24 protein-coding genes are annotated in these 23,601 nt (G+C 69.9%); 3 read left to right on the top strand and 21 right to left on the bottom strand.

Going from position 1 to position 23,601, the window contains the following annotated elements; all coding sequences use genetic code 11:
- The first annotated feature begins 142 nt into the window (after nt 1–142).
- The gene (locus AAIB33_RS04380; protein WP_345802339.1) at nt 143–562 is read left to right on the top strand and encodes a rhodanese-like domain-containing protein; all 420 of its coding nucleotides are present in this window, start codon (nt 143–145) and stop codon (nt 560–562) included.
- Nucleotides 563–613: 51 nt separating this feature from the next.
- Here the strand turns inward: AAIB33_RS04380 and AAIB33_RS04375 are convergent, their stop codons facing one another.
- The 6 genes from AAIB33_RS04375 to AAIB33_RS04350 form a co-directional block, all read right to left on the bottom strand.
- Entirely contained in the window at nt 614–1,177 is a 564-nt protein-coding gene (locus AAIB33_RS04375) for a hypothetical protein (protein ID WP_345802338.1), read from the bottom strand.
- Between the two features lie 257 nt (nt 1,178–1,434).
- Nucleotides 1,435–1,869: a cytochrome c oxidase subunit 4 gene (locus tag AAIB33_RS04370; RefSeq protein WP_345802337.1), complete on the bottom strand. Its 435-nt coding sequence runs from the start codon at nt 1,867–1,869 to the stop codon at nt 1,435–1,437.
- A 1-nt stretch (nt 1,870) separates the two neighbouring features.
- The gene (gene ctaD / locus AAIB33_RS04365) at nt 1,871–3,634 is read right to left on the bottom strand and encodes a cytochrome c oxidase subunit I (RefSeq protein WP_345802336.1); all 1,764 of its coding nucleotides are present in this window, start codon (nt 3,632–3,634) and stop codon (nt 1,871–1,873) included.
- Nucleotides 3,635–3,636: 2 nt separating this feature from the next.
- The gene (gene coxB, locus AAIB33_RS04360) at nt 3,637–4,542 is read right to left on the bottom strand and encodes a cytochrome c oxidase subunit II (RefSeq protein WP_345802335.1); all 906 of its coding nucleotides are present in this window, start codon (nt 4,540–4,542) and stop codon (nt 3,637–3,639) included.
- A gap of 177 nt (nt 4,543–4,719) precedes the next feature.
- Complete coding sequence (gene erpA, locus AAIB33_RS04355; RefSeq protein ID WP_345802334.1) at nt 4,720–5,085, bottom strand: iron-sulfur cluster insertion protein ErpA; 366 nt, start codon at nt 5,083–5,085, stop codon at nt 4,720–4,722.
- 109 nt (nt 5,086–5,194) lie between these two features.
- Nucleotides 5,195–6,589: a dipeptidase gene (locus tag AAIB33_RS04350; RefSeq protein WP_345802333.1), complete on the bottom strand. Its 1,395-nt coding sequence runs from the start codon at nt 6,587–6,589 to the stop codon at nt 5,195–5,197.
- Between the two features lie 49 nt (nt 6,590–6,638).
- Between AAIB33_RS04350 and AAIB33_RS04345 the strand changes: the two genes are divergently transcribed.
- Nucleotides 6,639–7,205 carry a DUF3043 domain-containing protein gene (locus AAIB33_RS04345; protein ID WP_345802332.1) on the top strand — a complete coding sequence of 189 codons (567 nt, stop codon included), beginning with the start codon at nt 6,639–6,641 and terminating at the stop codon, nt 7,203–7,205.
- 76 nt (nt 7,206–7,281) lie between these two features.
- On the opposite strand, the gene AAIB33_RS04340 is transcribed toward AAIB33_RS04345, so the two are convergent.
- The 5 genes from AAIB33_RS04340 to dnaE all read right to left on the bottom strand — a co-directional run bounded on the left by AAIB33_RS04340 (nt 7,282) and on the right by dnaE (nt 14,837).
- Complete coding sequence (locus AAIB33_RS04340) at nt 7,282–8,307, bottom strand: quinone-dependent dihydroorotate dehydrogenase (protein WP_345803377.1); 1,026 nt, start codon at nt 8,305–8,307, stop codon at nt 7,282–7,284.
- A gap of 40 nt (nt 8,308–8,347) precedes the next feature.
- Complete coding sequence (gene nrdR, locus AAIB33_RS04335) at nt 8,348–8,821, bottom strand: transcriptional regulator NrdR (RefSeq protein ID WP_345802331.1); 474 nt, start codon at nt 8,819–8,821, stop codon at nt 8,348–8,350.
- 26 nt (nt 8,822–8,847) lie between these two features.
- Nucleotides 8,848–10,164, bottom strand: coding sequence for a histidinol dehydrogenase (gene hisD, locus AAIB33_RS04330; protein WP_345802330.1), 1,317 nt, complete (start codon nt 10,162–10,164; stop codon nt 8,848–8,850).
- Nucleotides 10,165–10,214: 50 nt separating this feature from the next.
- Nucleotides 10,215–11,195: a hypothetical protein gene (locus AAIB33_RS04325; RefSeq protein ID WP_345802329.1), complete on the bottom strand. Its 981-nt coding sequence runs from the start codon at nt 11,193–11,195 to the stop codon at nt 10,215–10,217.
- A 123-nt stretch (nt 11,196–11,318) separates the two neighbouring features.
- Nucleotides 11,319–14,837 carry a DNA polymerase III subunit alpha gene (dnaE, locus tag AAIB33_RS04320; RefSeq protein WP_345802328.1) on the bottom strand — a complete coding sequence of 1,173 codons (3,519 nt, stop codon included), beginning with the start codon at nt 14,835–14,837 and terminating at the stop codon, nt 11,319–11,321.
- A 50-nt stretch (nt 14,838–14,887) separates the two neighbouring features.
- Here dnaE and AAIB33_RS04315 point away from each other — a divergent pair, with 50 nt between their 5' ends.
- A complete protein-coding gene (locus AAIB33_RS04315) occupies nt 14,888–15,364 on the top strand; it encodes an NUDIX domain-containing protein (protein ID WP_345802327.1) in 477 nt (158 codons plus the stop codon).
- Between the two features lie 19 nt (nt 15,365–15,383).
- On the opposite strand, the gene AAIB33_RS04310 is transcribed toward AAIB33_RS04315, so the two are convergent.
- The 10 genes from AAIB33_RS04310 to murC form a co-directional block, all read right to left on the bottom strand.
- Entirely contained in the window at nt 15,384–15,974 is a 591-nt protein-coding gene (locus AAIB33_RS04310; RefSeq protein WP_345802326.1) for a GNAT family N-acetyltransferase, read from the bottom strand.
- 57 nt (nt 15,975–16,031) lie between these two features.
- On the bottom strand, nt 16,032–16,952 hold the full coding sequence (locus AAIB33_RS04305) for an RluA family pseudouridine synthase (protein WP_345802325.1): 921 nt from the start codon (nt 16,950–16,952) through the stop codon (nt 16,032–16,034).
- A 1-nt stretch (nt 16,953) separates the two neighbouring features.
- Complete coding sequence (lspA, locus tag AAIB33_RS04300) at nt 16,954–17,583, bottom strand: signal peptidase II (RefSeq protein WP_345802324.1); 630 nt, start codon at nt 17,581–17,583, stop codon at nt 16,954–16,956.
- A 9-nt stretch (nt 17,584–17,592) separates the two neighbouring features.
- On the bottom strand, nt 17,593–18,183 hold the full coding sequence (locus AAIB33_RS04295; RefSeq protein WP_345802323.1) for a DivIVA domain-containing protein: 591 nt from the start codon (nt 18,181–18,183) through the stop codon (nt 17,593–17,595).
- Nucleotides 18,184–18,352: 169 nt separating this feature from the next.
- On the bottom strand, nt 18,353–18,652 hold the full coding sequence (locus tag AAIB33_RS04290) for a YggT family protein (protein ID WP_345802322.1): 300 nt from the start codon (nt 18,650–18,652) through the stop codon (nt 18,353–18,355).
- Between the two features lie 9 nt (nt 18,653–18,661).
- Nucleotides 18,662–19,123, bottom strand: coding sequence for a cell division protein SepF (locus AAIB33_RS04285; protein WP_345802321.1), 462 nt, complete (start codon nt 19,121–19,123; stop codon nt 18,662–18,664).
- Nucleotides 19,124–19,166: 43 nt separating this feature from the next.
- Nucleotides 19,167–19,850: a YggS family pyridoxal phosphate-dependent enzyme gene (locus tag AAIB33_RS04280; RefSeq protein ID WP_345802320.1), complete on the bottom strand. Its 684-nt coding sequence runs from the start codon at nt 19,848–19,850 to the stop codon at nt 19,167–19,169.
- A complete protein-coding gene (ftsZ, locus tag AAIB33_RS04275) occupies nt 19,851–20,996 on the bottom strand; it encodes a cell division protein FtsZ (protein ID WP_345802319.1) in 1,146 nt (381 codons plus the stop codon).
- A 169-nt stretch (nt 20,997–21,165) separates the two neighbouring features.
- Entirely contained in the window at nt 21,166–22,185 is a 1,020-nt protein-coding gene (locus AAIB33_RS04270) for an FtsQ-type POTRA domain-containing protein (protein WP_345802318.1), read from the bottom strand.
- 5 nt (nt 22,186–22,190) lie between these two features.
- Nucleotides 22,191–23,597 carry a UDP-N-acetylmuramate--L-alanine ligase gene (gene murC, locus AAIB33_RS04265; protein ID WP_345802317.1) on the bottom strand — a complete coding sequence of 469 codons (1,407 nt, stop codon included), beginning with the start codon at nt 23,595–23,597 and terminating at the stop codon, nt 22,191–22,193.
- Between the last annotated feature and the right edge of the window lie 4 nt (nt 23,598–23,601).

Here is a 23,601-nt window from a genome sequence, read left to right as displayed (position 1 = left end):
CGGATGCCCCGGCACAGCGCCTCGCAGGCGCGGTGCCGGGGCATCCGTCGTTTCTCCCCTCTTCGTGGTTCGGCAGGAATCCACCCATCGCTGACTCCCCCGTCGGCCACATGCGTCCTCCCGCGTGGCTACCCTTGGGGACATGACCGACGCGATCGACTACTTCTCCGCCAAGCTCCGCCTCGAGACGGACGCCTCCGACGTGTACGCCGCCCAGAAGGCCGGCGAGGAGTTCGTGCTGGTCGACGTCCGCGGCGACGAGGCGTGGGCGCAGGGACGGATCGTGGGGGCGCTGCACATGCCGTACCGCGATATCGCCGAGCGTGCGCCGCAGGAGCTCTCCCGCGACGTCCCCGTCGTCGTCTACTGCTGGAGCCCGGGCTGCAATGCAGGCGCGAAGGGCGCGCTCGAGTTCGCGAAGCTCGGCTACTCGGTGCGCGAGATGATCGGCGGCTACGAGTACTGGGTGCGCGAAGGCCAGCCCACCGAGAACGACGAAGGCTCACTCCCCCGGGTGTTCGACGCGCAGGTCATGGTCGTCAGGGCGCCCGTCGCCTCCTGACTTCTTCCGGGTGACGACGTCGCCTTCGGGTCACGGCGACCACTGGCGCGGCTATGCCGATTCGAGGTCGTCCTCGTCCTCGTCGAGCAGCGCGAGTTCGAGATCCTCGGCCGCGCCGCGGAAGAGGACGGACGACGGCCAGAGCGCCTCGGCGACGACGTCGCACACGACGGCGGTGACGTTGTCGCGAGAGCCTGCGGCGAGGGCGAACTCGACGATCGCGTGTGCAGCCGTCGTGGGATCGCCGTCATCGAGCAGGGTCGCGATCGCCTGATCGGGCACGTAATCGGTGATGCCGTCGCTGCACAGCAGCCACCGATCGCCGACGCGCGCCTCGCGCTCGGCGAGTACCACGACGTCGTCGTCGGCACCGTGCAGCGACGAGGTGATGACATTGCGCTGAGGATGGGATGCCGCGTCCGCCGCCCTCACGACGCCGCTGTCGACGAGCAGCTGGACGAACGAGTCGTCGCGGGTCTCGCGCGACATCGCGCTCCTCCGCAGGAGGTATGCCCTCGAGTCGCCCGCATGGGCGAGGAGGAGTCCGCCCGAAGCCGAGAGGAACAGGCCCGTGAAGGTCGTGGCCATGCCGCTGAGCTCGGTATCGCGCTCCACCCTCTCCCGCAGCTCCCAGTTGGCGACGCGAAGGACGATCGTCAGGTCATCGAGGTCGAGGGGTCCGTCAGCCTCGCTGACGACACGCCTCAGGAGCGCCGCTGACGCGACATCGCCGGCCGGACCACCACCGACGCCGTCAGCGACCGCCGCTCCCCAGGACGCCGCGAAGGCGGAGTCCTGGTTGATGGCGCGGTGCGGTCCGACGTCGGAGACGGCGGCGGCGTGAAGCCCGAGGCGAGTCAGGACGTGACCGCTCAGCGGGCGAAGTGGCCGCGGTAGTACTCGTAGACCCAGCCGACGATCGCGACGACGAAGATGGCGAGCCCGATCGGGAACAGCCAGACCCCGACCGCGAGGCCGAGCATGCCGAAGGCTGCCGCCGCGGCGAGCACGATCGGCCACCACGACCACGGGCTGAACTCGCCCAGCTCGGGGTCGCCGTCGTCGATGTCGGCCGTGAGGACGTCCTCGGGAAGCTCACCGCGCTGCGCGCGGTGCACGCGACCCATGTAGAACGCGATGAGCGCGGCCATGAGGGTGGCGAAGAGCAGCGCGACAGTGCCGACCCACTCCACCGAGTGGGCGAAGTCGGGCCCGGGGTGGGCGATGACGTTCCACGCCGTGTAGACGATCGTCATCAGGAGGAAGAAGGCCGACAGCAGCCACCAGAGTCCGGTGTTGGTGCGCACGTTACTTGACCTCTCCCTGGGCGACGTCGACAACCGGGGCGTCGGGCGCGTCCTTCGCCGGGCCCACGCCCACGGGCAGGCCGGCTTCCGGGTGGTTCAGGTCGAACGCGGGACGCTCGCTGCGGATGCGCGGGATCGACGTGAAGTTGTGACGCGGCGGGGGGCAGCTCGTCGCCCACTCGAGCGAGGCGCCGTAGCCCCACGGGTCGTTGACGGTGACCTTCGGTGCCTTGCGGGCCGTGATCCAGACGTTGAACAGGAACGGGATCATCGACGCGCCGAGGATCACGGCGCCGATCGTCGAGACCTGGTTCTCCCACGTCCAGCCGTCGGCCTCCGAGTAGTCGGCGTAGCGGCGGGCCATGCCGTCGACGCCCAGCCAGTGCTGAATGAGGAAGGTCATGTGGAAGCCGATGAACAGCATCCAGAAGTGCACGTAGCCGAGGCGCTCGTTGAGCATGCGCCCGGTCCACTTCGGCCACCAGAAGTAGAAGCCGGCGAACATCGCGAACACGACGGTGCCGAAGACGACGTAGTGGAAGTGAGCGACGACGAAGTAGGAGTCCGAGAGGTGGAAGTCGAGCGGCGGCGACGCGAGGATGACGCCGGTGAGACCACCGAAGACGAACGAGACCAGGAAGCCGAGGGCGAAGACCATCGGCGTCTCGAAGGTCACCGACCCTCGCCACATCGTGCCGATCCAGTTGAAGATCTTCACGCCCGTGGGCACCGCGATCAGCATCGTCATGAGCGCGAAGAACGGCAGAAGGACGGCGCCCGTGACATACATGTGGTGGGCCCACACGGCGACCGACAGGGCGGCGATGGCGATCGTGGCGTACACGAGCGTCTTGTAGCCGAAGATCGGCTTGCGGCTGAAGACCGGGAAGATCTCCGAGACGATGCCGAAGAACGGCAGCGCGATGATGTACACCTCGGGGTGGCCGAAGAACCAGAACAGGTGCTGCCACAGCAGCACGCCGCCGTTGGCCGGGTCGTAGATGTGCGCACCCAGCACACGGTCGGCTGCGGCCGCGAGGATCGCGGCGGCCAGCACCGGGAAGGCCATCAGGACGAGGATGCTCGTGATGAGCGTGTTCCACGAGAAGATCGGCATGCGCCACATGGTCATGCCGGGCGCACGCATCGTGATGACCGTCGTGATGAAGTTGACGGCACCGAGGATCGTTCCGAAACCGCTCATGCCGAGGCCGAGCATCCACAGGTTGCCGCCGATGCCCGGCGAGAAGCTCGCGCTCGCGAGCGGCTGATAGGCGAACCACCCGAAGGCTGCGGCACCCTGCGGGGTGAGGAAGCCGGCGACGGCGATGGTCGATCCGAAGAGGAAGAGCCAGAAGGCGAAGGCGTTCAGACGCGGGAAGGCCACGTCGGGGGCGCCGATCTGCAGCGGCAGGATCGCGTTCGCGAAGCCGGCGAAGAGCGGCGTCGCGAACATGAGCAGCATGATCGTGCCGTGCATCGTGAAGAGCTGGTTGTACTGCTCCTTCGTGGGCACGATCTGCATGCCGGGCTCGAAGAGCTCAGCGCGGATGATGAGCGCCATCACGCCGCCGAGCATGAAGAACAGCACGGAGGCGATCAGGTACATGTAGCCGATCGTCTTGTGGTCGGTGGACGTGATCCACTTGACGATGATGTTGCCCTTCTGCTCGACGCGCGTAGCGCTGAGCAGGGCGGCCTGGCGAGGCGGCATCGTGGTGGGACGGCTCTGACCCGACTCCTGAAGCGGAAGCGTTGTTGCCATGATCAGTCGTTCTTTTCGTCGTCAGTGGTGGTCTCGCCGGTGCCCGGCAGGTTCGCGAGGCGGTCGTACTGGTCGGTGATGTTGCCCGTCTGACCCTTGTCGCGCAGCGAGGCGAGGTAGTCCTCGTACTCCGCATCGCTCACGACCTTCACGTTGAAGAGCATCGCCGAGTGGTACTCGCCGCACAGCTCGGCGCACTTTCCGGCGTAGGTGCCCTCGCGGGTCGGCGTGAACGACCAGAAGTTGTCGCGCCCGATGTACATGTCCTTCTTGTAGAGGAAGTCGATGATCCAGAACGAGTGGATGACGTCACGCGACTGGAGCGTGATCTTCACCGACTTGTCGACCGGGAGGTACAGCGTCGGGAGCTTGGCCTGGTCGACGTTGCCCTGCGCGTCGGGCTCCGCCTGCACGCCCATCGACCAGACGGCGTCGGAGCCGTCCTTCTGGTCGCCGTCGTACTGGAAGTCCCACGCCCACTGCTTGCCGATCGCGGTGATCGAGACATCGGGGTTGTCGTACTGCGTCTCGAGGATCGTCTGGTCGCGCGCCGTGAAGGCGAAGAAGCCGATCACGAGGATGAGCGGCACGATCGTGTAGAAGATCTCGATCGGCATGTTGTACCGCAGCTGCACGGGGAGGCCGGTCTGGCCCTTCCGGCGGCGGTAGACGATGGCCGCCCAGCCCATGAGGCCCCACGTCACGATGCCGACGACGAGGAGGACGATCCACGAGTTCACCCACAGGCCGGAGACCATCTCGGTGTGGTTGGTCGCCGGTGCGGCGTTCGGGTCTTCGAAGCCGGGCAGGAACCCGTGGAGCTCCGTCGGAGTGCATCCCGCAAGAACGGCTGCCGCTGCGATCCCGACAGGAACGAGGGCCCAGCGGAGACGACGTTTCGAGGGCACGGTGCACCTTTCCGGTCACGTACAAGGACTGTCGCCAGTCTAGGGCAACCTCTCAGCGGATTCAGGCCAAGCACCCACCGCGCGCGCCCCTGCGGCGGGCGTCAGAACGGCGAAGGAGGGTACGCCGAAACGCCCCGTTCCGACGGTGCGGAAGGGGCGTCCGGGTCGAGCGGAGAATCAGTGGAAGCTGTCGCCGCATGCGCAGCTGCCGGCTGCGTTCGGGTTGTCGATCGTGAAGCCCTGCTCCGAGATCGTGTCCTTGAAATCGATGGACGCGCCGTCGAGATACGGGACGCTCATGTCGTCGACGATGACCTCGACGCCGTCGAAGTCGACGGTCTTGTCGCCCTCGAGGTAGCGCTCGTCGAAGTACAGCTGATAGATGAGGCCGCTGCATCCACCCGGCTGGACGGCGACGCGCAGACGCAGGTCGTCGCGGCCCTCCTGCTCGAGCAGGCTCTTGACCTTGGCGGAGGCCGCGTCGGTCAGCAGCACGCCGTGGGCGGCCGTCGTCTGGTCGGTCGACAGTGCGGTGTCGGTCATGGCTCTCCTCGCGGGTCCAGGCCGCGCCGTAGGCGCGATCGCAGCGGATGCATCGATTCTACGACGCCCGGGAGGGCGGGGGCTCGATGGATGCCGCGAGCCGGCGCCGTCAGCCCGCGCGGGCGTCGAGCCTCTCGAGCAGGAGCGCCTCGGCGACGAGCGCGTGACGGAAGGTGTCCAGGTGCAGCGACTCGTTGGGGCTGTGCGCCCGCGCGTGCGGGTCCTCCACCCCCGTGACGAGGATCTGCGCGCCGGGGAACTCCCGCACGAGGTCGGCGATGAACGGGATCGAACCGCCCACGCCCATGTCGACCGGGTCGACGCCGTACGCCTGAGCAAGCGCGTCCCGCGCATCGGCGACGGCCCAGCCGCTCGTGTCGACGAGGAAGGGGTTGCCGAACTCCCGGCCAGAGAACTCGAGCTCAGCGCCGAAGGGGGCGTGGGCGCGCAGGTGCGCCTCGATCGCCTCGTACGCCTCCTTCGCGTCCTGTCCCGGCGCGACGCGCGCGCTGACGACGACCGTGACCTCGGGCGAGAGCGTGTTCGACGCGTTGACGACGCTCGGTGCGTCGATGCCGGTGACCGTGATGGAGGGCTTGTTCCAGATGCGGCTGAGGATCGTCCCCCGGCCGATCGGGCTCACGCCCGCGGGGAGGCCGGCCTCGTCGCGGAGCGTCTCCTCGGTGTACTCGGGCGTGGGCGTGTCGCGCTCCGTGAGTCCCGCGACCGCCACGGCGCCGTCGTCGTCCCACAGGGTCGCGAGCAGCTTGAGGGTCGCCATCATGGCGTCGGGCACGGCGCCCCCGAACATGCCGGAGTGCGACGCGTGCTCGAGCGTGCGGATGCGCAGGCGGAACTTCGCGTTGCCGCGCAGCGACACCGTGAGCGCGGGCGTGCGCGAGTCCCAGTTGCCCGAGTCGGCCACGACGATGACATCCGCGCGGAGCGCGTCGGCATGGTCGGAGAGGAACTGCGCGAACGACAGCGAGCCCGCCTCCTCCTCCCCCTCGAAGAAGAGTGCGATGCCGAGGTCGAGGTCGTCGCCCGCGACCTCCTTGAGAGCACGGAGGGCGCCGATGTGCGCCATGATGCCGGCCTTGTCGTCGGCGGCACCGCGCCCGTAGAGGCGACCGTCCCGGACGGTGGGCTCGAACGGCGGCGACTCCCACAGGCTCTCGTCGCCGACCGGCTGCACGTCGTGGTGGGCGTAGAGCAGGATCGTCGGCCGGCCGTTGCGCGCACGGCGCGACGCCAGCACCGCCGGCATCCCGCGCGTGCCCGTCTCAGGGATCTCGGCGTCCGCGATCGCGACGGTCTCGAACAGCCCGGTCGCCTCGACGAGAGCCTTGACCACGTCGGCGCTGCGGCGCACGGGGGCGGGGTCGAAGCCGGGGAACGCGACGGAGGGGATGCGCACGAGATTGCCGAGGTCGGCGAGGGCTGCGGGGACGCCGGCGAGCGCGGCATCGCGCACAGCCTCTGCACGGGTGAGGTCGGAGGTCATGCGGGTAATCTTAAGGGCACCCTTCCGCACAGCCTCCCGAGGAACTCCCGTGGCCCAGACACCCTCCGCTCCCAACGACGCGCCGTCGGAGGCGCCCTCCTCCGGATCGGCGAAGGGCCGCCCGACGCCGACCCGCGCCGAGCAGGAGGCCGCGCGCAAGCGGCCTCTCGTGCCAGACACCAAGGAGGCCAAGGCCCGCGCCAAGGCCGATCTCGCGCAGCAGCGCGACAAGGCTCGCGCCGGCATGGCGGCGGGCGACGAGCGCTACCTCACCGCGCGGGACAAGGGACCGCAGCGTCGCTGGGTGCGCGACTACGTCGACGCCGGCTGGCACCTGGGCGAGGCCGTCATGCCCGCCATGGTGCTCGTCATCGTGATGACCTTCATCCCGAACCCGGTGCTGCAGACCTACTCGTTCCTCGGCCTGTGGCTGTTCATCTTCCTCGTGATCGGCGACATGATCTGGACGTCGTTCCGGGTCAAGCGCGCTGCGCGCGCCAAGTGGGGCGACAAGACCGAGAAGGGCCTCGGCTGGTACGCCGCGATGCGGTCGATCCAGATGCGCTTCCTGCGCCTGCCCAAGCCGCAGGTCGCGCGCGGCGGACACCCGAAGTAACCACGCAGGCCGGACGCGCGACGGAAGGACCGGCGCGGCGGACACCCGAAGTAACCCCCGAGGGCTGCGGCCCGGCTCAGCGTGCCTTCGCGAGTCCGCGGTTGATCTGACGCGCCCACAGCGGGCCGCGGTAGAGGAACGCGGTGTAGCCCTGCACGAGGTCGGCACCGGCATCCACTCGCTCCTGCACGTCCTCTGCGGTATCGACACCGCCGACGCTCACGACGCAGAAGGTGTCGGGCACCGAGCGACGGAGGACGCGGAGCACCTCCAGAGCGCGCGCCTTGAGCGGGGCGCCGGACAGCCCGCCCTCCCCCGCTGCCGCGATGACGGCGGGATCGGTCGAGAGGCCTTCGCGCGAGATCGTCGTGTTCGTCGCGATGATGCCGGCCAGGTGCGTCTCGACGGCGAGCTGCGCGATGGCCACGATCTCGTCGTCGGGCAGGTCGGGGGCGATCTTGACGAGGAGCGGCGTCGCGCCGGCGGCATCCCGAACCGCCTGAAGAAGCGGACGCAGGGTCTCGACCGCCTGCAGGCCCCGGAGGCCAGGCGTGTTCGGTGACGAGACGTTGACGACGAGGTAGTCCGCGAGCGGCGCGAGCAGGCGCGCGCTCGTGACGTAGTCGGCTGTCGCGTTCGCGACGTCGACGACGCGGCTCTTGCCGATGTTGACGCCGAGCACGGGTCGACGACGACGACGGCGGAGGCGCCGCAGGCGCACGGCTGCCGCCTCGGCACCGCGGTTGTTGAAGCCCATGCGATTGACGACGGCGCGATCGGGGATGAGGCGGAAGAGTCGCGGGCGCGGATTGCCGTCCTGCGGGATCGCCGTGAGGGTTCCGACCTCGACATGGCCGAACCCGAGCGCACCGAGTCCCGCGGCGCCCCGGACGTCCTTGTCGAAGCCCGCCGCGACGCCGAACGGCGAGTCGAAGTCGAGCCCCAGCGCCCGGGTGCGGAGGGCCGGGTCGGGTCGCGTGACGGCGCGCGCGGCCCACGAGAAGGGCGGGATGCCGAGCGCCCGGATCACCAGCATGGCGGCGTGGTGGGCCGACTCGGGGTCCATGCGCGACAGAACGGTCCGGAACAGGAGGGGATACATCATGTCCAGGCTACCGAGCCGCGACGTCGACGCCGTTACGTCAGGACTCGGCGGAGCCGCGAGCCGGCGCGTGGTCGGCGCGCAGCTGCTCGATCGCGCTCTCGAAGTCCTCGAGTGAGTCGAAAGCCTGGTACACGCTCGCGAAGCGGAGGTAGGCGACCTCATCGAGCGCGCGGAGCGGCCCGAGGATCGCGAGGCCGATCTCGTTCGTGTCGACCTGCGAGGCTCCGGTCTGACGCACGGCCTCCTCGACCGTCTGCGCCAGCACGGCGAGGTCGGCCTCGGTGACGGGGCGGCCCTGGCAGGCCTTGCGCACACCGGACATGACCTTCTCGCGGCTGAACGACTCGATGACGCCGGACCGCTTGATGACGTTCAGGCTCGCGGTCTCGATCGTCGAGAAGCGTCCGCCGCACTCCGGACACTGACGGCGGCGGCGGATGCTGAGCCCGTCGTCGCTCGTGCGCGAGTCGATGACCCGCGAATCGGGATGACGGCAGAAAGGGCAGTGCATGGCACCGACAGACTACGCGACGCGCGTCACTCGTCGGCCGGTTCGGGGGCGAAACGGGCCTCGACGGCCTCGCCGTGCGCCGGAAGGTGCTCGGCGTTCGCGAGCGCCACGATGTCGTCGCGGACGGCGGCCAGGGCCGCGCGGTCGTACTCGATGACCTGCTGTGGACGCAGGAACGTGGCCGCCGAGAGACCCGACGAGTAGCGCGCCTGTCCGCCGGTGGGCAGCACGTGGTTGCTGCCGGCGAGGTAGTCGCCGAGGCTCACGGGCGAGTCCGGACCGACGAACACCGCGCCGGCGTGCACGAACTCCTCCGGCCGGGGGTCGGCGAGGTGAAGTTCGAGGTGCTCGGGCGCGTAGGCGTTGCTGAAGCGGGTCGCCTCCGCGATGTCGTCGACGAGGACGATCGCCGACTGCGGGCCGCGCAGGGCGGCGGCGACACGCACGGCGTGCTCCGTGCCGGCCGCCTGTCCCGCGCTGTGCGCCGCGACGGCGTCGGCGAGCCGTGCCGAGTCGGTGACGAGAACTGCCGAGGCCTGCTCGTCGTGCTCGGCCTGGCTCACGAGGTCGGCCGCGACGAGGCGCGGGTCGGCGCTGTCGTCGGCGACGATGAGGATCTCGGTGGCGCCGGCCTCGGCATCCGTCCCGACCACGCCGGCGACGGCGCGCTTGGCGGCGGCGACGAAGTTGTTGCCCGGACCGGTCACGACGTCGACCGGCTCGAGGTCGAGCGACGCGACGCCGTGCGCGAATGCGCCGATGGCGCCGGCTCCGCCCATCGCGTACACCTCTTCGACTCCGAGGAGCTTCGCCGCGGCGAGGATCACGGGGTGCACACGACCGTCGTGATCGCGCTGCGGGGGCGAGGCGAGCGCGACCTCGGACACCCCCGCGACCTGCGCCGGGACGACGTTCATCACGACGCTGGACGGGTAGACGGCCTTGCCGCCCGGCACGTACACGCCGACGCGCCGCACGGGCTGCCAGCGCTGCAGGACACGCGCGCCGGGGGCGAGCTCGGTCACGGACGGCGCGGGGATCTGGGCCGCGGATGCCGCCCGCACGCGCTCGATCGCGTGCTCGAGGGCCGTGCGCACGGTGGGGTCGAGGGTCTCGAGCGCCTCATCGAGGTGGGCGACGGGCACGCGGATGGAGTGACCCTCGACGCCGTCGAAGCGTGCGGCCTGCGTGCGCAGGGCGGCTTCGCCCTGCTCGGCGACGTCGTGGACGATGGCCGCGGCTGTCGTCAGGGCCTCTTCGCGCGCGGCCGTCGCCCGGGGGACGGTCGAGAGCAGTTCGGCGGAAGTGAGCGTGCGGCCGCGGAGATCGATCGTGCGGAGCATCCGTTCAGGCTATCGCGCCACGCGATGCCGCCCGCGCCGCCCGCGGCGGCTCAGCCGCGTGTGGCGTCGCGCGTCTCGTGGAGGTAGCCGATGCGGCCGTCCTCGTGACGCATGACGAACACGTCGCCGCGGTCCTCGATGACGAGGGCCCACGCGCCCGGCCCGATCCGCCACATCGGGCGCCCCTGCTCGTCGACGACGTCGCGCTCCTCGGGCACGAGCGCCCAGAACGCCTGCTGGCGCGGCGCGTGGTGCTCGACGGTCGGCTCGTGGTGCGCCGTCTCGTACGGAGCCGTGAAGGGCGCGGGCTCGGCCCACGAGCTGTCGACGGGCTGCGCGTCGTAGGTGGCGGTGTAGGGCTGCTCGCTCGGCTGGCCGTAGACCGCCGCGGACTCGGCGGGGGCCGGCTCGGGCTGACGGTCGGGACGGGGCTCCGGCGCGGGGCGGCGCGTGACAGGTCGGAGCGGTCGCGCATTGCGATGCGCCGGAATCTCGGCGCGGTGGCGGAAGTCGTCGCGCAGTGTCGGGATGAACGGCGCGAAGACCGTCAGGATGACCCCCGCGAGCATGAGGACCGCCTCGACCCACATGACCCACGAACGCGCCCAGAGGCCGTTCTCGATCGCGAAGGCGACCGTCTCCCAGATGTACGTGATCCACACGACCGTCGACACCGAGAAGGCGACGGACGCGAACTGGTCGATGCCGAGCGACCCGACGCGACGGATGCCGTCGGGCGAGAGGCGGCGCAGGAAGAGGAGGAACACCGCGACGGTGGGGACCCCGATCGTGAGGATCCAGGCGAGACCGGAGGTCCAGACCGAGTCGAAGCGCACGGGGTTGAGCGAGAAGAACGACACGACGAAGGCGACGAGCCAGATGGCGCCGAGCGCGACCTCACGCACCGAGAAGGGACCCACGCCGTACTGCGGCGGCACGCCGTCGCTCTCGGCGACCACCGAATCGTCCGTGCGGGCGACGTCGGTCGAGGTGTCGAAGGCTCCGTTGTCGTCCAGGTGCTCGTCGGCCACGATGTTCCCTTCCCGCGCCGGATCCCGGCGCAATGTCCCGATACTACCCACCACCCGTGAGACGGCGATGAGGACGCGGCGGCGCGGCGATGACACGCCGCCGGCGCGATGGAATGCGGTCGCTCAGCCCAGGCACTGAGGGCCGAGGAGACCCTTGAGCTCGCCGTAGAGGTCGGCCGTGACCTGCACGGGCATGGGGACCTCGAAGACCTTCGCGACCGAGCCCTTGTGCAGGCGCAGAGTGACCTCCGTGTCGCCGCTGTGACGCTCGAGCACGGCGGCGAGCTCGTTCACGAGGCTCTCGGTCGCCCGGTGCTCGGGCATCACGAGCACGAGCGGGCCGGAGGCATCCACCGCCCCCAGGTCGGGTGCGAAGGCCGACTGCGCGTGCAGGTTCAGTCCGTCGTCGCGGCGCGACACGCGGCCGCGCACGACGAGGATCGAGTCGGCCTGCAGCATCGAGGCGAACTCGGTGTACGTCTTGCCCATGAACATGACGGTGACCTCGCCGTCGAAGTCCTCGACGGTGATCATGCCGTACGGGTTGCCGCTCGACTTGGCCACGCGGTGCTGCACGCTCGTGACGAGCCCGGCGACCGTGACCTGCTCGCCGTCCTCGATCGTCTCGGATGCCAGCAGGTCGTGGATGCTCAGGGAGGCGTGCTTCGCCAGCGGGATCTCGAGCCCCGCGAGCGGATGGTCGGACACGTACAGCCCGAGCATCTCGCGCTCGAACGCCAGCTTGTCCTTCTTGGTCCACTCGGGGCGGTCGGGCACCTTCTGCGCCTGCTGCGGCTCGTCGTCGCCCCACAGGCTGTCGAAGTCGAAGCCCACCTCGCCGTTCGCCTCCCGGCGCTTGTCGAGGGCGGCCTGCTCGGTCGCATCCTCGTGGATCTCCATGAGCGCCCGCCGCGTCGAGCCGAGCGAGTCGAAGGCGCCCGCCTTGATGAGCGACTCGATGGTGCGCTTGTTGGCCACGTGCGTCGGCACCTTGGCGAGGAAGTCGTGGAAGCCGACGTACGGGCTCTCCCTGCGGGCCTCGATGATGCCCTCGACGACGTTGGTCCCGACGTTGCGGACGGCGCCCAGCCCGAAGCGGATGTCTTCGCCGACGGCCGCGAAGTAGCGGATCGACTCCCCCACGTCGGGTGGGAGCACCTTGATGCCCATGCGGCGGCACTCGTTGAGGTAGACCGCCATCTTGTCCTTCGAGTCGCCGACGCTCGTGAGGAGCGCCGCCATGTACTCGGCCGGATAGTGGGCCTTGAGGTACGCCGTCCAGTACGAGACGAGCCCATAGGCCGCCGAGTGGGCTTTGTTGAAGGCGTAGTCGGAGAAGGGCAGCAGGATGTCCCACAGCGCCTTGATCGCGCCCTCGCCGAAGCCCCGCTCCTTCATTCCGCCGGAGAAGCCCTCGTACTGCTTGTCGAGCTCGGACTTCTTCTTCTTGCCCATCGCGCGACGGAGGATGTCGGCCTGTCCGAGCGAGAAGCCGGCGACCTTCTGCGCGATCGCCATGACCTGCTCCTGATAGATGATCAGGCCGTAGCTGATGTCGAGGATGTCCTTCAGCGGCTCTTCGAGCTCGGGGTGGATCGGGGTGACCTCCTGCTGCCCGTTCTTGCGCAGCGCGTAGTTGATGTGCGAGTTGGCGCCCATGGGGCCTGGGCGGTACAGCGCGATGACGGCCGAGACGTCTTCGAAGTTGTCGGGCTTCATGAGGCGCAGGAGCGACCGCATCGGCCCGCCGTCGAGCTGGAAGACGCCCAGCGTGTCGCCGCGCGTGAGGAGGTCGTACGCTTCGCGGTCGTCGAGGGCGAGGTGCTCGAGGTCGAGCTCCTCCCCCCGGTTCATGCGGATGTTGTCGAGGGCGTCGGAGATGATCGTGAGGTTGCGCAGCCCCAGGAAGTCCATCTTGATGAGGCCGAGCGTCTCGCAGGACGGGTAGTCGAACTGCGTGACGATCTGGCCGTCCTGCTCGCGGCGCATGATCGGGATGATGTCGAGGAGCGGCTCCGACGACATGATGACGCCGGCCGCGTGCACACCCCACTGGCGCTTCAGCCCCTCGAGCCCGAGCGCGCGGTCGAAGACCGTCTTGGCCTCGGGATCGGTGTCGATCACCGCGCGGAACTCGCTCGCCTCTTTGTAGCGCGGGTGCTGCGAGTCGTACATGCCGCTGAGCGGCATGTCCTTGCCCATGACCGCCGGGGGCATCGCCTTGGTGAGGCGCTCCCCCATGCTGAACGGGAAGCCGAGCACGCGCCCGGCGTCTTTCAGGGCCTGCTTCGACTTGATCGTGCCGTACGTGACGATCTGCGCGACGCGCTCCGACCCGTACTTCTCGGTGACGTAGTCGATCACCTCGCCGCGGCGGCGGTCGTCGAAGTCGACGTCGAAGTCGGGCATCGAGACGCGGTCGGGGTTGAGGAAGCGCTCGAAGATGAGGCCGTGCTCGAGCGGGTCGAGGTCGGTGATGCGCATCGCGTAGGCCACCATCGAGCCGGCACCCGATCCGCGGCCCGGGCCGACGCGGATGCCGTTGTTCTTCGCCCAGTTGATGAAGTCGGCGACGACGAGGAAGTAGCCGGGGAAGCCCATCTGCAGGATGATGCCGGTCTCGTACTCGGCCTGCTTGCGCACCTTGTCGGGGATGCCGCCGGGGTAGCGGTAGTGGAGGCCGACCTCGACCTCTTTGACGAGCCAGCTGTCCTCCGTCTCGCCCTCGGGCACGGGGAAGCGCGGCATGTAGTTGGCGCTCGTGTTGAACTCGACGGCGCACCGCTCGGCGATGAGCAGCGTGTTGTCGCATGCCTCGGGATGGTCGCGGAAGATCTGCCGCATCTCCTGCGCGGTCTTGATGTAGTACCCGTCGCCGTCGAACTTGAAGCGGTTCGGGTCGTCGAGCGTCGAGCCGGACTGCACGCACAGGAGGGCCGCGTGCGCATCCGCCTCGTGCTGGTGCGTGTAGTGCGAGTCGTTCGTCGCGACGAGCGGGATGTCGAGGTCCTTCGCGAGGCGGACGAGGTCGGTCAGGACCCGGCGCTCGATGGACAGCCCGTGGTCCATGATCTCGGCGAAGTAGTTCTCCTTGCCGAAGATGTCCTGGAACTCAGCGGCCGCGGCGCGGGCGGCGTCGTACTGGCCGAGCCGCAGGCGCGTCTGCACCTCGCCCGAGGGGCAGCCCGTCGTGGCGATGAGCCCCTTGCCGTACGTCTCGAGCAGCTCCCGGTCCATGCGGGGCTTGAAGTAGTAGCCCTCCATGCTCGACAGCGAGCTGAGCCGGAAGAGGTTGTGCATGCCCTCCGTCGTCTCGCTCCACATCGTCATGTGGGTGTACGCGCCCGAGCCGGACACGTCGTCGCTCTTCTGCTCGGGGGAGCCCCACGCGACGCGGGACTTGTCGCTGCGATGCGTGCCGGGCGTGACGTACGCCTCGAGGCCGATGATCGGGTTGACGCCCGCGGCCTTGGCCGCGTTGTAGAACTCGAACGCCGCGAAGGTGTTGCCGTGATCGGTGACGGCGATCGCCGGCATGCCGTACTCGGCCGCCGCCTGCGTCATCGCGCCGATCTTGGCGGCCCCGTCGAGCATCGAGTACTCGCTGTGCACGTGCAGATGTACGAAGGAGTCGGATGCCACGTCCCGAGTCTACGAAGGACCCACCGACACTCCGCCGCTATCGTGGCGACATGCCCACACCCGAGTTCATCCTCACGTTGAGGGAGAAGGTGGGCACCGACCCGCTGCCCCTCGTCGGCGTCACCGCGGTCGTCCTCCACGAGGGCCGGGTGCTCCTCGGGCGCCGCAGCGACAACGGACGCCTGACGCCCATCACGGGCATCGTCGACCCGGGCGAGGAGCCCGCCGACGCCGCCGTCCGCGAGACGCTGGAGGAGGCGGGCGTCCACGCGCGAGCCGTCCGGCTCGCCCTCGTGCACCAGATCCCGCGGGTCACGTACGGCAACGGCGATCAGTCCGACTACCTCGACCTCACCTTCCTGTGCGACTGGCTCTCGGGCGACCCGTACCCCGCCGACGGCGAGATGACCGAGGTGGGCTGGTACGACCTCGATGCGCTCCCCGACCTCGAGCTGGGGGACATGTCGGCGCGCATCGCCGCCGCGACCTCGGGCGAGGTCGCCGCCCGCTTCCTCGGCGGACGTTGACGCCGCTGCCGCGGCCGACCTAGCGCGGTGCGCTCCGCGACGGCCGCAGGTCCAGGCGCATCACGACACGCGGGAAGCCGTTCAGCACCGAGGTCGTCGCCGCCGCCTCGGTGAAGCCGGCCTTCTCGAAAAGCCCCTTGGTGCCGACGTAGGCCATCGTGAGATCGACCTTCTCGCCGGCGTTGTCGACGGGGTACCCCTCGATCGCCGGCGCGCCGCCGGCTCGCGCGAAGTCCACGGCTCCGTCGAGCAGGGCGTGCGAGATGCCGCCGCCGCGGTGACCCGGTCGCACGCGGATGCACCACACCGACCACACGTCGAGGTCGTCGACCCGCGGGATCTTCCGGTTCGTCGCGAACGACGTGTCGGCCCGTCGGTGCACCGCGGCCCACCCGACGACCTCGTCGCCGTCGTAGGCGAGCACGCCGGGCGGCCCCTGCGCCATGAGCTCGCGCACCTTCTCGCCGCGGGCCGGCCCCTGCAGACCGAGGTTCTCCTTCGACGGGATGCGGTAGCTCAGGCACCAGCAGACGTTCGACGTCGGCTTCTTCGGCCCGACCATCGTCGCGACGTCGTCGAAGACGGTCGCCGGACGCACGTCGATCGTCATCGCCCCAGTCTGCCCCCGCCGCCGACACGAGCCGTTCGTGAGTCGCGTGGGATCGCTTCAGTCGCCGCGCAGCACCGCCAGCGCGTGCGCGAGGTCGGCAGGGTAGTCCGACGTGAACGTCACCCAGTCGCCACTGAGGGGATGCGCGAACGAGAGCTCGTGCGCGTGCAGCCACTGACGCGTGAGCCCGAGCCGCGCCGAGAGGGTCGGGTCGGCGCCGTACAGGGGGTCGCCGACACAGGGATGCCGGTGCGCCGCCATGTGCACCCGGATCTGGTGCGTCCGCCCTGTCTCGAGATGGATCTCGAGCAGCGACGCACCGGGGAACGCCTCGAGCGTCTCGTAGTGCGTGACGGAGTCCTTGCCGGCCGGTGTCACGGCGAACTTCCACGAGTGGGTGGGATGCCGGCCGATGGGCGCGTCGATCGTTCCGGCGAGCGGATCGGGATGCCCCTGCACGACCGCGTGGTAGATCTTGTCGACCTCGCGCTCCTTGAACGCGCGCTTGAGCGCCGTGTATGCCCGCTCGGTCTTGGCGACGACCATGAGTCCGCTCGTCCCGACATCGAGCCGGTGCACGACGCCCTGCCGCTCCGCGGCGCCCGTCGTGGCGATGCGGAAGCCGCCCGCTGCGAGGGCGCCGAGGACAGTCGGTCCCTCCCAGCCCACGGAGGGGTGGGCCGCGACGCCCGCGGGTTTGTCGACCACGACGATGTCGTCGTCGTCGTAGACGATGCCGAGATCGGCCACGTCCACCGGGATGATCTCGGGCTCGCGGCGCGCCTCCCACTCGACCTCGAGCCAGCCGCCGCCGCGCAGCTTGTCCGACTTCGCGAGCAGTCTGCCGTCGAGTCGCACGCCGCCTGCCTCGGCGACCTCGGCCGCGAAGGTGCGCGAGAAGCCGAGCATCTTGGCGAGGGCCGCGTCGACCCTCACGCCGTCGAGCCCGTCGGGCACGGGCAGGCTGCGCGAGTCCACGTCAGTCCTGGGATCCGGATGCCCCGGCCGGAGCATCCGTTCCGTCGGTGTCGCTCGAGCGGGCGCCGGGTTCGGCGGTGCCGTCGGCTGCGGCATCCTTCGCCTTGTCGTCCTCCTTGCGGGGACGCGTTCCGTCGAGGTGCGGACCGGCGAGCACGAGGAGCGCGATCGCGATCATCATCGAGACGATGAAGATGTCGGCGACGTTGTAGATCGCCGGCATGAGCCACGGCGTGTTGATGAAGTCGACCACGTGCCCGACGGCGAAGCCGGGCTCGCGGAACAGCCGGTCGGTGAGGTTGCCGAGCACTCCACCCAGCAGAAGGCCGAGGGCGACGGCCCAGAGCCGCGACTTCACCCGCGTCGCGGCGAGCCAGACGATCACGACGGCGACGACCGCGAGGGCGATGGTGAAGACCCAGGTGACGTTCTCGCCGAGCGAGAACGCCGCGCCGGAGTTGCGGATCAGATAGAAGATCAGGAAGTCCCCGATGACGTGGACCGGCTCCTCGGGGGGCAGGTTCTCGATCGCGAGGTACTTCGTGAACTGGTCGGCGGCCAGCACCAGCACCGCGAGGATCGCGATGATGATGCCGGCCGCCGCCTGTCGAAGGGGGGCTCGGCCTGTCAAAGGCTGGGCCTAGAGGCCGATGGCCGAGACCGGAGTCGGTCCCGATGCGTTCGCCGTCGTCTCGAGGTCGCGCAGGTGGCTCTCGATGTAGGAGCGCAGCTGCTGACGGTAGTCGCGCTCGAACTGGCGGAGCTCGGTGATGCGGCTCTCGAGCGTCGCGCGCTCGCGGTCGAGGCGGGCGAGCTCCTCGCGGCCCTTGGTCTCGGCCTCGGCGACGATCGAGGCGGCCTGCGCCTGGGCGTCGGAGATGAGCTGGTCGCGCTTCGCCTGGCCCTCGGCGACGTGCTCGTCGTGCAGACGCTGGGCGAGCTCGATGATGCCGGCGCTCGCGGCGGCCGGCGGAGCGCCCTCGGCGACGGCGGGAGCCGGCGCGGGGGTCGGCTCGGGGGCGGGAGCGGGCGCGGGGGCCGCAGCGGCGGGCGCGCTGCCCGACTCGTACGCGGCGAGCTTGCTCTTCAGCTCTTCGTTCTCGGCGAGGGCCTTGCGCCACTCGACGACGATCTCATCGAGGAAGTCGTCGACCTCGTCCGGGTCGAAGCCCTCCTTGAACCGGACGTGCTGGAACTGCTTGGTGACGACGTCATCGGGGGTCAATGCCATTGTGATTCCTCTTTCGAGCGCTCAGGTCGCCGGCGTTGCGGAGCGGTGCCGCCCCGGGGCGGGCGGACCGTCCCAGCAAAGCATAGTCGCCGCACTTCGGTAGGTGCAGGACGCGTGTCGCCGTGCGACGCGCGAACCGGATGGATGGATGCCGCGGCCCCGCGCGCTCTCAGCCCGCGATCGACCGCGTGACCGAGAGCAGCACGAAGCACAGGAGCATCGTGAGGGCGAATCCGAAGTCCAGCGCCACCTGACCGACGCGCAGCGGAGGGATGAAGCGGCGGAACAGCTTCAGCGGCGGATCGGTCACGGTGTAGACGACTTCGGCGGCGACGAGGCCGGCGCCCTTCGGGCGCCATTCGCGGTTGAAGAACGGAATCCAGTCCAGGACGAGCCGCACGAGCAGCACGAGGACGTAGATCAGCAGAAGCGTGTTGAGGACCGCTGCGATGAGGCGGATGACATCCACGACTCGAGTCTACGGAGCGAACGGGACCGACTCGGGGTCGGCCTGGGCGACCGCGCCGTCGCCGGACACGTTGACGCTCTCCGGCGACAGCAGGAAGACCTTGCTCGTCACGCGCTCGATGCGGCCGTACAGGCCGAGAGAGAGACCGCTCGCGAAGTCGATGAGGCGGCGCGCGTCGGCGTCGCTCATCTGCGAGAGGTTGATGATGACGGGGATGCCGTCACGGAAGTTCTCGGCGATGACCTGCGCGTCGCGGTACTGCTTGGGGTGCACCGTGAGGATCTCGCTGATCGCGGAGGGCGCGGGCTGGCGCACGACGGCGGGGCGGTGGATCGGGGTCACGGGCGCGGCCGCCTTCTCGACGGGCTGCACGGCCTTGCGGCTCGCGGGCTGGGGAGCGGGCTCTTCATACACTTCTTCCTCATCCGCGAGGCCGAGGTAGACCATGGTCTTCTTGAGCGGGTTCGACATCGCATCCTCCGTGTGTGCTCGCCGTGTCCTCGTCGATTCGAGGCTAACGGCGCTCTGGTCTGGGTCCTGTGATTGCCGAGCCGATCCGCAGGTGTGTCGCACCTGCCGCGATCGCCTCGGCGAAGTCTCCCGTCATTCCGGCTGAGATCCAGTCGGCGTCCGGGACGACGGCGCGCACGAGTGCGCTGTACTGCGCGAGCCGCTCGAAGGCGGCCGCGGGGGGCTCGTCGAGCGGCGCGACGGCCATGACACCGCGCACGCGCAGCGTGTCGCGCGCGGCGGTGTGCTCGGCCAGCTGCTCGAGGTCGCCGGGCGTGACACCGCCGCGCCCGGGGTCGTCGGTGAGGTTGATCTGCAGCAGCACGTCGAGCCGCGGCATCCCCTCCCCTGCCGCATCAAGCGCGTCGGCGAGTCGCGGGCGGTCGACCGAGTGGACGACGGATGCCGCCGCCCGGATCGCTCGCGCCTTGTTGGTCTGCGCCTGCCCGATGAAGTGCCACCGCAGGCCGTCGCGGGGTCCGACGGCGTGCGCCTTCTCGGTGAGCTCCTGCTGTCGGTTCTCGCCCACCTCGCGCACACCGAGCTCGTAGAGCTCGTCGACGAGAGACGCGGGGTGGAACTTCGTCACGACGATCCTGGTCAGCGTCCCGGGATCGCGGCCCGCCGCGCGTGCGGCGGCCGCGATCCGGGCGTCGACCTCCGTGAGGCGACCCGAAAGGTCGCTCACTTACTTCAGGAAGTCGGGGATATCGAGATCGTCGTCGCCGAACGCCGAGTCGTAGCCCGTGTCGGCGGTGACGCCCACCGGGACCGGCTGCGGCTCCACGGCGAGCTCCTTGGCTGCCTCGGGAGCCGGCGTCGACGGCACGGCAGGAGCCACGGGAGCGACGCGCGCCGCCGAGATCGGCTCGATCCGCGCCTGGGGCTCGCCGCCGTCGAAGCCCGCCGCGATGACGGTGACGCGCACCTCGTCGCCGAGGGTGTCGTCGATGACGGTTCCGAAGATGATGTTCGCCTCGGGGTGCGCGGCCTCCTTGACGAGCTGCGCCGCGTCATTGATCTCGAAGATGCCCAGGTTCGATCCACCCTGGATCGAGAGCAGCACGCCGTGCGCACCCTCGATCGACGCCTCCAGCAGGGGCGATTCGACGGCGAGCTCCGCCGCCTTGATCGCACGGTCGGCGCCGCGCGCCGAGCCGATGCCCATGAGCGCGGATCCCGCGCCCTGCATGACCGACTTGACGTCGGCGAAGTCGAGGTTGATGAGACCGGGCGTCGTGATGAGGTCCGTGATGCCCTGGACACCGGCGAGGAGCACCTGGTCGGCGGTGGCGAACGCCTCGATCATCGAGATGCCGCGGTCGCTGATCTCGAGGAGGCGGTCGTTCGGCACCACGATGAGGGTGTCGACCTCTTCCTTCAGCTTGGCGACGCCGGCCTCGGCCTGGCTCTGGCGGCGACGGCCCTCGAACGAGAAGGGCTTGGTCACGACACCGATCGTCAGGGCGCCGATCGACTTCGCGATCTTCGCCACGACAGGAGCGCCGCCCGTGCCCGTGCCACCGCCTTCCCCAGCGGTGACGAAGACCATGTCGGCGCCGCGCAGGGCTTCTTCGATCTCTTCGGCGTGATCCTCCGCCGCGCGTCGCCCGACCTCGGGGTCGGCGCCCGCACCGAGTCCGCGAGTCAGCTCGCGCCCGACGTCGAGCTTGACGTCGGCATCGCTCATCAGCAGCGCCTGCGCGTCGGTGTTGATCGCGATGAACTCCACGCCGCGCAGACCGAGTTCGATCATGCGGTTGACCGCGTTGACGCCGCCGCCGCCGACGCCGACGACTTTGATCACGGCGAGGTAGTTCTGGTTCTGGCTCATGCCGGCCTCCGTGTTCCCCGAACCTTCAACCTCTAGTTGAGGTATAAAGAATTGCCCGGTATGCAATTCCTGAGATCGAAGGTATGCGGAGGCATCCACGCGGCCCGGACGCGACTGGGCGTGTCGCGACATCGCGCCGAGTATTCGTGCGCTCGGACGCCCCGAGGGGTCAGCGGACGACGACCGCGGCGGGCGAGGACACGTCGTACGCCGTGACGGTCGCGGGCGGCCGGGACTTCATCGTCGTCTCGAGCACGAAGGCCTTGAGCGCGGACTGGTCGGCGCTCCCCCAGATGACCTCGGTGTTCGTGCCGCCGAGCGTCAGGGTGACGTCGTCCGGTGTCGACGCCGCAATGGCCGTGACCTGATCGCGGATGGAGGCCGGCAGCGTGCGCATGACCTGTCCCACGGCCTCGAACGCAGCCGACGACGTTCCGCCCGAGATCGTCAGCAGCGGCGTGCCCGCGGTCGGCGTCTCGGTCGTCGAGAGCGCCACGCCCGCGGCATCCACGAGGGTGTAGCCGGCCGCCGTCTTGATGAGCCCGATCGGCAGGCGCTCGACGATCCGCACGACGAGCTCGTGCGGCGGCCGCGCCTCGAGCGAGTACGACTGCACGAGCGGGAAGGCGACGAGGTCGGCCTTCACGGCGCTCTCGTCGACGAGCGGCAGCGGCGTGCCGAGCTGCTCCGAGAGGGCCTTCTCGACAGCGGCCGGGTCGAGCAGCGACGTGCCCTCGACCGTGATGCGCTCGACGCCGAACAGCGGGCTGTAGGCCGCCGCGAGCGTCGTGAGGACGAGCAGGAGAAGGGATGCCGCCGTCCCGATCCACAGCATCCGCCGGCGCCGCTGGCGCACGGTGAAGCGGCGGACCTCGGCACGCAGCGCCTTGCGGCGTGCTCGGGCGGCCTTCCACACGTCACGGAGGCGGATCGGCGGGGCGTCGTCCGGAGCGTCCGGAGCGTCCTGCTCGCCCGGCGCCATGTCGGGCAGCGCCGCGGGCGCCGCCATCGGGATGACGGGGGCGATGGTCTCGTCGCGCTCTGCGGGCGAGATCGTCACGCCGGGCGACGCCTCATACGTCTGCGGCTGTCGCGCCGGCGTGGCGCCGTCACGGCCACCTGCGCCGCCGGCGCCTGACGCACCGGCGGTGGGGCTCGGCGCCTGCGGGATCGGGGTCGGCCGGCGCATGAGGCCTACTCCCCCGGCGTCGTGCGGGCGAGCGCGTCGAGCACCTGCGGGATGATCCGGTAGACGTCGCCGCAGCCGAGCGTGATGACGTAGTCCCCCTCGCGGGCGACGGACGCCGTGTAGTCGGCGGCCGCCTGCCAGTCGGGAACGTACGCGACATGGCTCGCATCGTCGAACGCGCCGCTGACGAGCTCGCCGGTGACTCCCGGCACGGGATCCTCACGCGCGCCGTACACGTCCAGCATGACGGTGTGATCGGCGTACCTCTCGAGCACCTCGGCGAACTCGCGGTACATCTCCTGCGTCCGCGAATACGTGTGCGGCTGCTGGATCGCGATGAGGCGTCCGTCGCCGACGACGCTGCGGGCGGCGGCCAGGGCCGCGGCGACCTCGGTGGGGTGGTGGGCGTAGTCGTCGAAGACGCTGACCCCGCGGGTCACCCCGTGCAGCTCGAAGCGGCGGACGGTGCCGGCGAACCCCTCGACGGCGCGCACGGCGGGCTCGAGCCCGTGGCCGAGGGTCAAGAGCACGGCGACCGCGCCGGCGGCGTTGATCGCGTTGTGGGCGCCCGGCACGGGGAGCCGCGCGTCGACCGAGGCGCCGTCGTAGGTGAGCCGGAACGACACGGGGCCGTCGGTCACGATGTCGGTCACCCGCACGGTGGCGTCCGCGGCCTCGCCGAACGTGATGACCCTGGGGTGGGTGAGCTGCTCCCCGACCCGTCGGGCGCCGGCGTCGTCGGACGAGATGACGACCGCTTCGCGCGCCTCGTCGGCGAACCGGGCGAAGGCGGCATAGAACGCGTCGCGCGATCCCCAGTGGTCGAGGTGGTCCGGGTCGACGTTCGTGATGAGCGCGATCGACGTGTCGTACAGGAGGAAGGTGCCGTCCGACTCGTCTGCCTCGATGACGAACAGGTCGTCGTCGCCGGTGCCGCTCGACACCCCGAGCTGCGCGATGACGCCGCCGTTGACGAAGGTCGGCGCGACGCCGAGGTCGCGCAGGGCGGTCACGATCATGCCCGTCGAGGTCGTCTTGCCGTGCGCGCCGGCGACGGAGACGAGCCGCCGGCCGCCGATCAGCCAGTACAGCGCCTGCGAGCGGTGGATGACGTGGAGCCCCCGCTCCTTGGCGAGGAGGAACTCGGGGTTCTCGGGCCAGATGGCGCCGGTGTGCACGACGGTGTCGACGTCGTCGGCGAGGTTCGCGGCGTCGTGGCCGACGTACACCGTCGCACCGAGCTCGGCGAGCTCGCGCAGTGCCCGGCTGTCGGCACGGTCGGAACCCGACACGCGGATGCCCCGTTCGAGGAACATGCGGGCCAGGCCCGACATGCCCGAGCCGCCGATGCCGATGAAGTGCGCCGCGTCGATGCTCTCGGGAATCGGAAGGCTCAAGTCGGGTCTGATCATGACC

The sequence above is a fragment of the Microbacterium sp. AZCO genome, assembly GCF_039614715.1.
Taxonomy (GTDB): domain Bacteria; phylum Actinomycetota; class Actinomycetes; order Actinomycetales; family Microbacteriaceae; genus Microbacterium.
Note: the sequence above shows the minus strand (reverse complement) of the source record. Positions and strands in the feature narration are given on the sequence as shown.

Coding starts and splice junctions, on each gene's coding strand:
- AAIB33_RS04380 (WP_345802339.1), top strand. CDS start 143: ATGACCGACGCGATCGACTACTTCTCCGCCAAGCTCCGCCTCGAGACG.
- ctaD (WP_345802336.1), bottom strand. CDS start 3,634: ATGGCAACAACGCTTCCGCTTCAGGAGTCGGGTCAGAGCCGTCCCACC.
- erpA (WP_345802334.1), bottom strand. CDS start 5,085: ATGACCGACACCGCACTGTCGACCGACCAGACGACGGCCGCCCACGGC.
- AAIB33_RS04350 (WP_345802333.1), bottom strand. CDS start 6,589: ATGACCTCCGACCTCACCCGTGCAGAGGCTGTGCGCGATGCCGCGCTC.
- AAIB33_RS04340 (WP_345803377.1), bottom strand. CDS start 8,307: ATGTATCCCCTCCTGTTCCGGACCGTTCTGTCGCGCATGGACCCCGAG.
- nrdR (WP_345802331.1), bottom strand. CDS start 8,821: ATGCACTGCCCTTTCTGCCGTCATCCCGATTCGCGGGTCATCGACTCG.
- hisD (WP_345802330.1), bottom strand. CDS start 10,164: ATGCTCCGCACGATCGATCTCCGCGGCCGCACGCTCACTTCCGCCGAA.
- AAIB33_RS04315 (WP_345802327.1), top strand. CDS start 14,888: ATGCCCACACCCGAGTTCATCCTCACGTTGAGGGAGAAGGTGGGCACC.
- AAIB33_RS04310 (WP_345802326.1), bottom strand. CDS start 15,974: ATGACGATCGACGTGCGTCCGGCGACCGTCTTCGACGACGTCGCGACG.
- AAIB33_RS04295 (WP_345802323.1), bottom strand. CDS start 18,183: ATGGCATTGACCCCCGATGACGTCGTCACCAAGCAGTTCCAGCACGTC.
- AAIB33_RS04285 (WP_345802321.1), bottom strand. CDS start 19,123: ATGTCGAACCCGCTCAAGAAGACCATGGTCTACCTCGGCCTCGCGGAT.
- ftsZ (WP_345802319.1), bottom strand. CDS start 20,996: ATGAGCCAGAACCAGAACTACCTCGCCGTGATCAAAGTCGTCGGCGTC.
- AAIB33_RS04270 (WP_345802318.1), bottom strand. CDS start 22,185: ATGCGCCGGCCGACCCCGATCCCGCAGGCGCCGAGCCCCACCGCCGGT.
- murC (WP_345802317.1), bottom strand. CDS start 23,597: ATGATCAGACCCGACTTGAGCCTTCCGATTCCCGAGAGCATCGACGCG.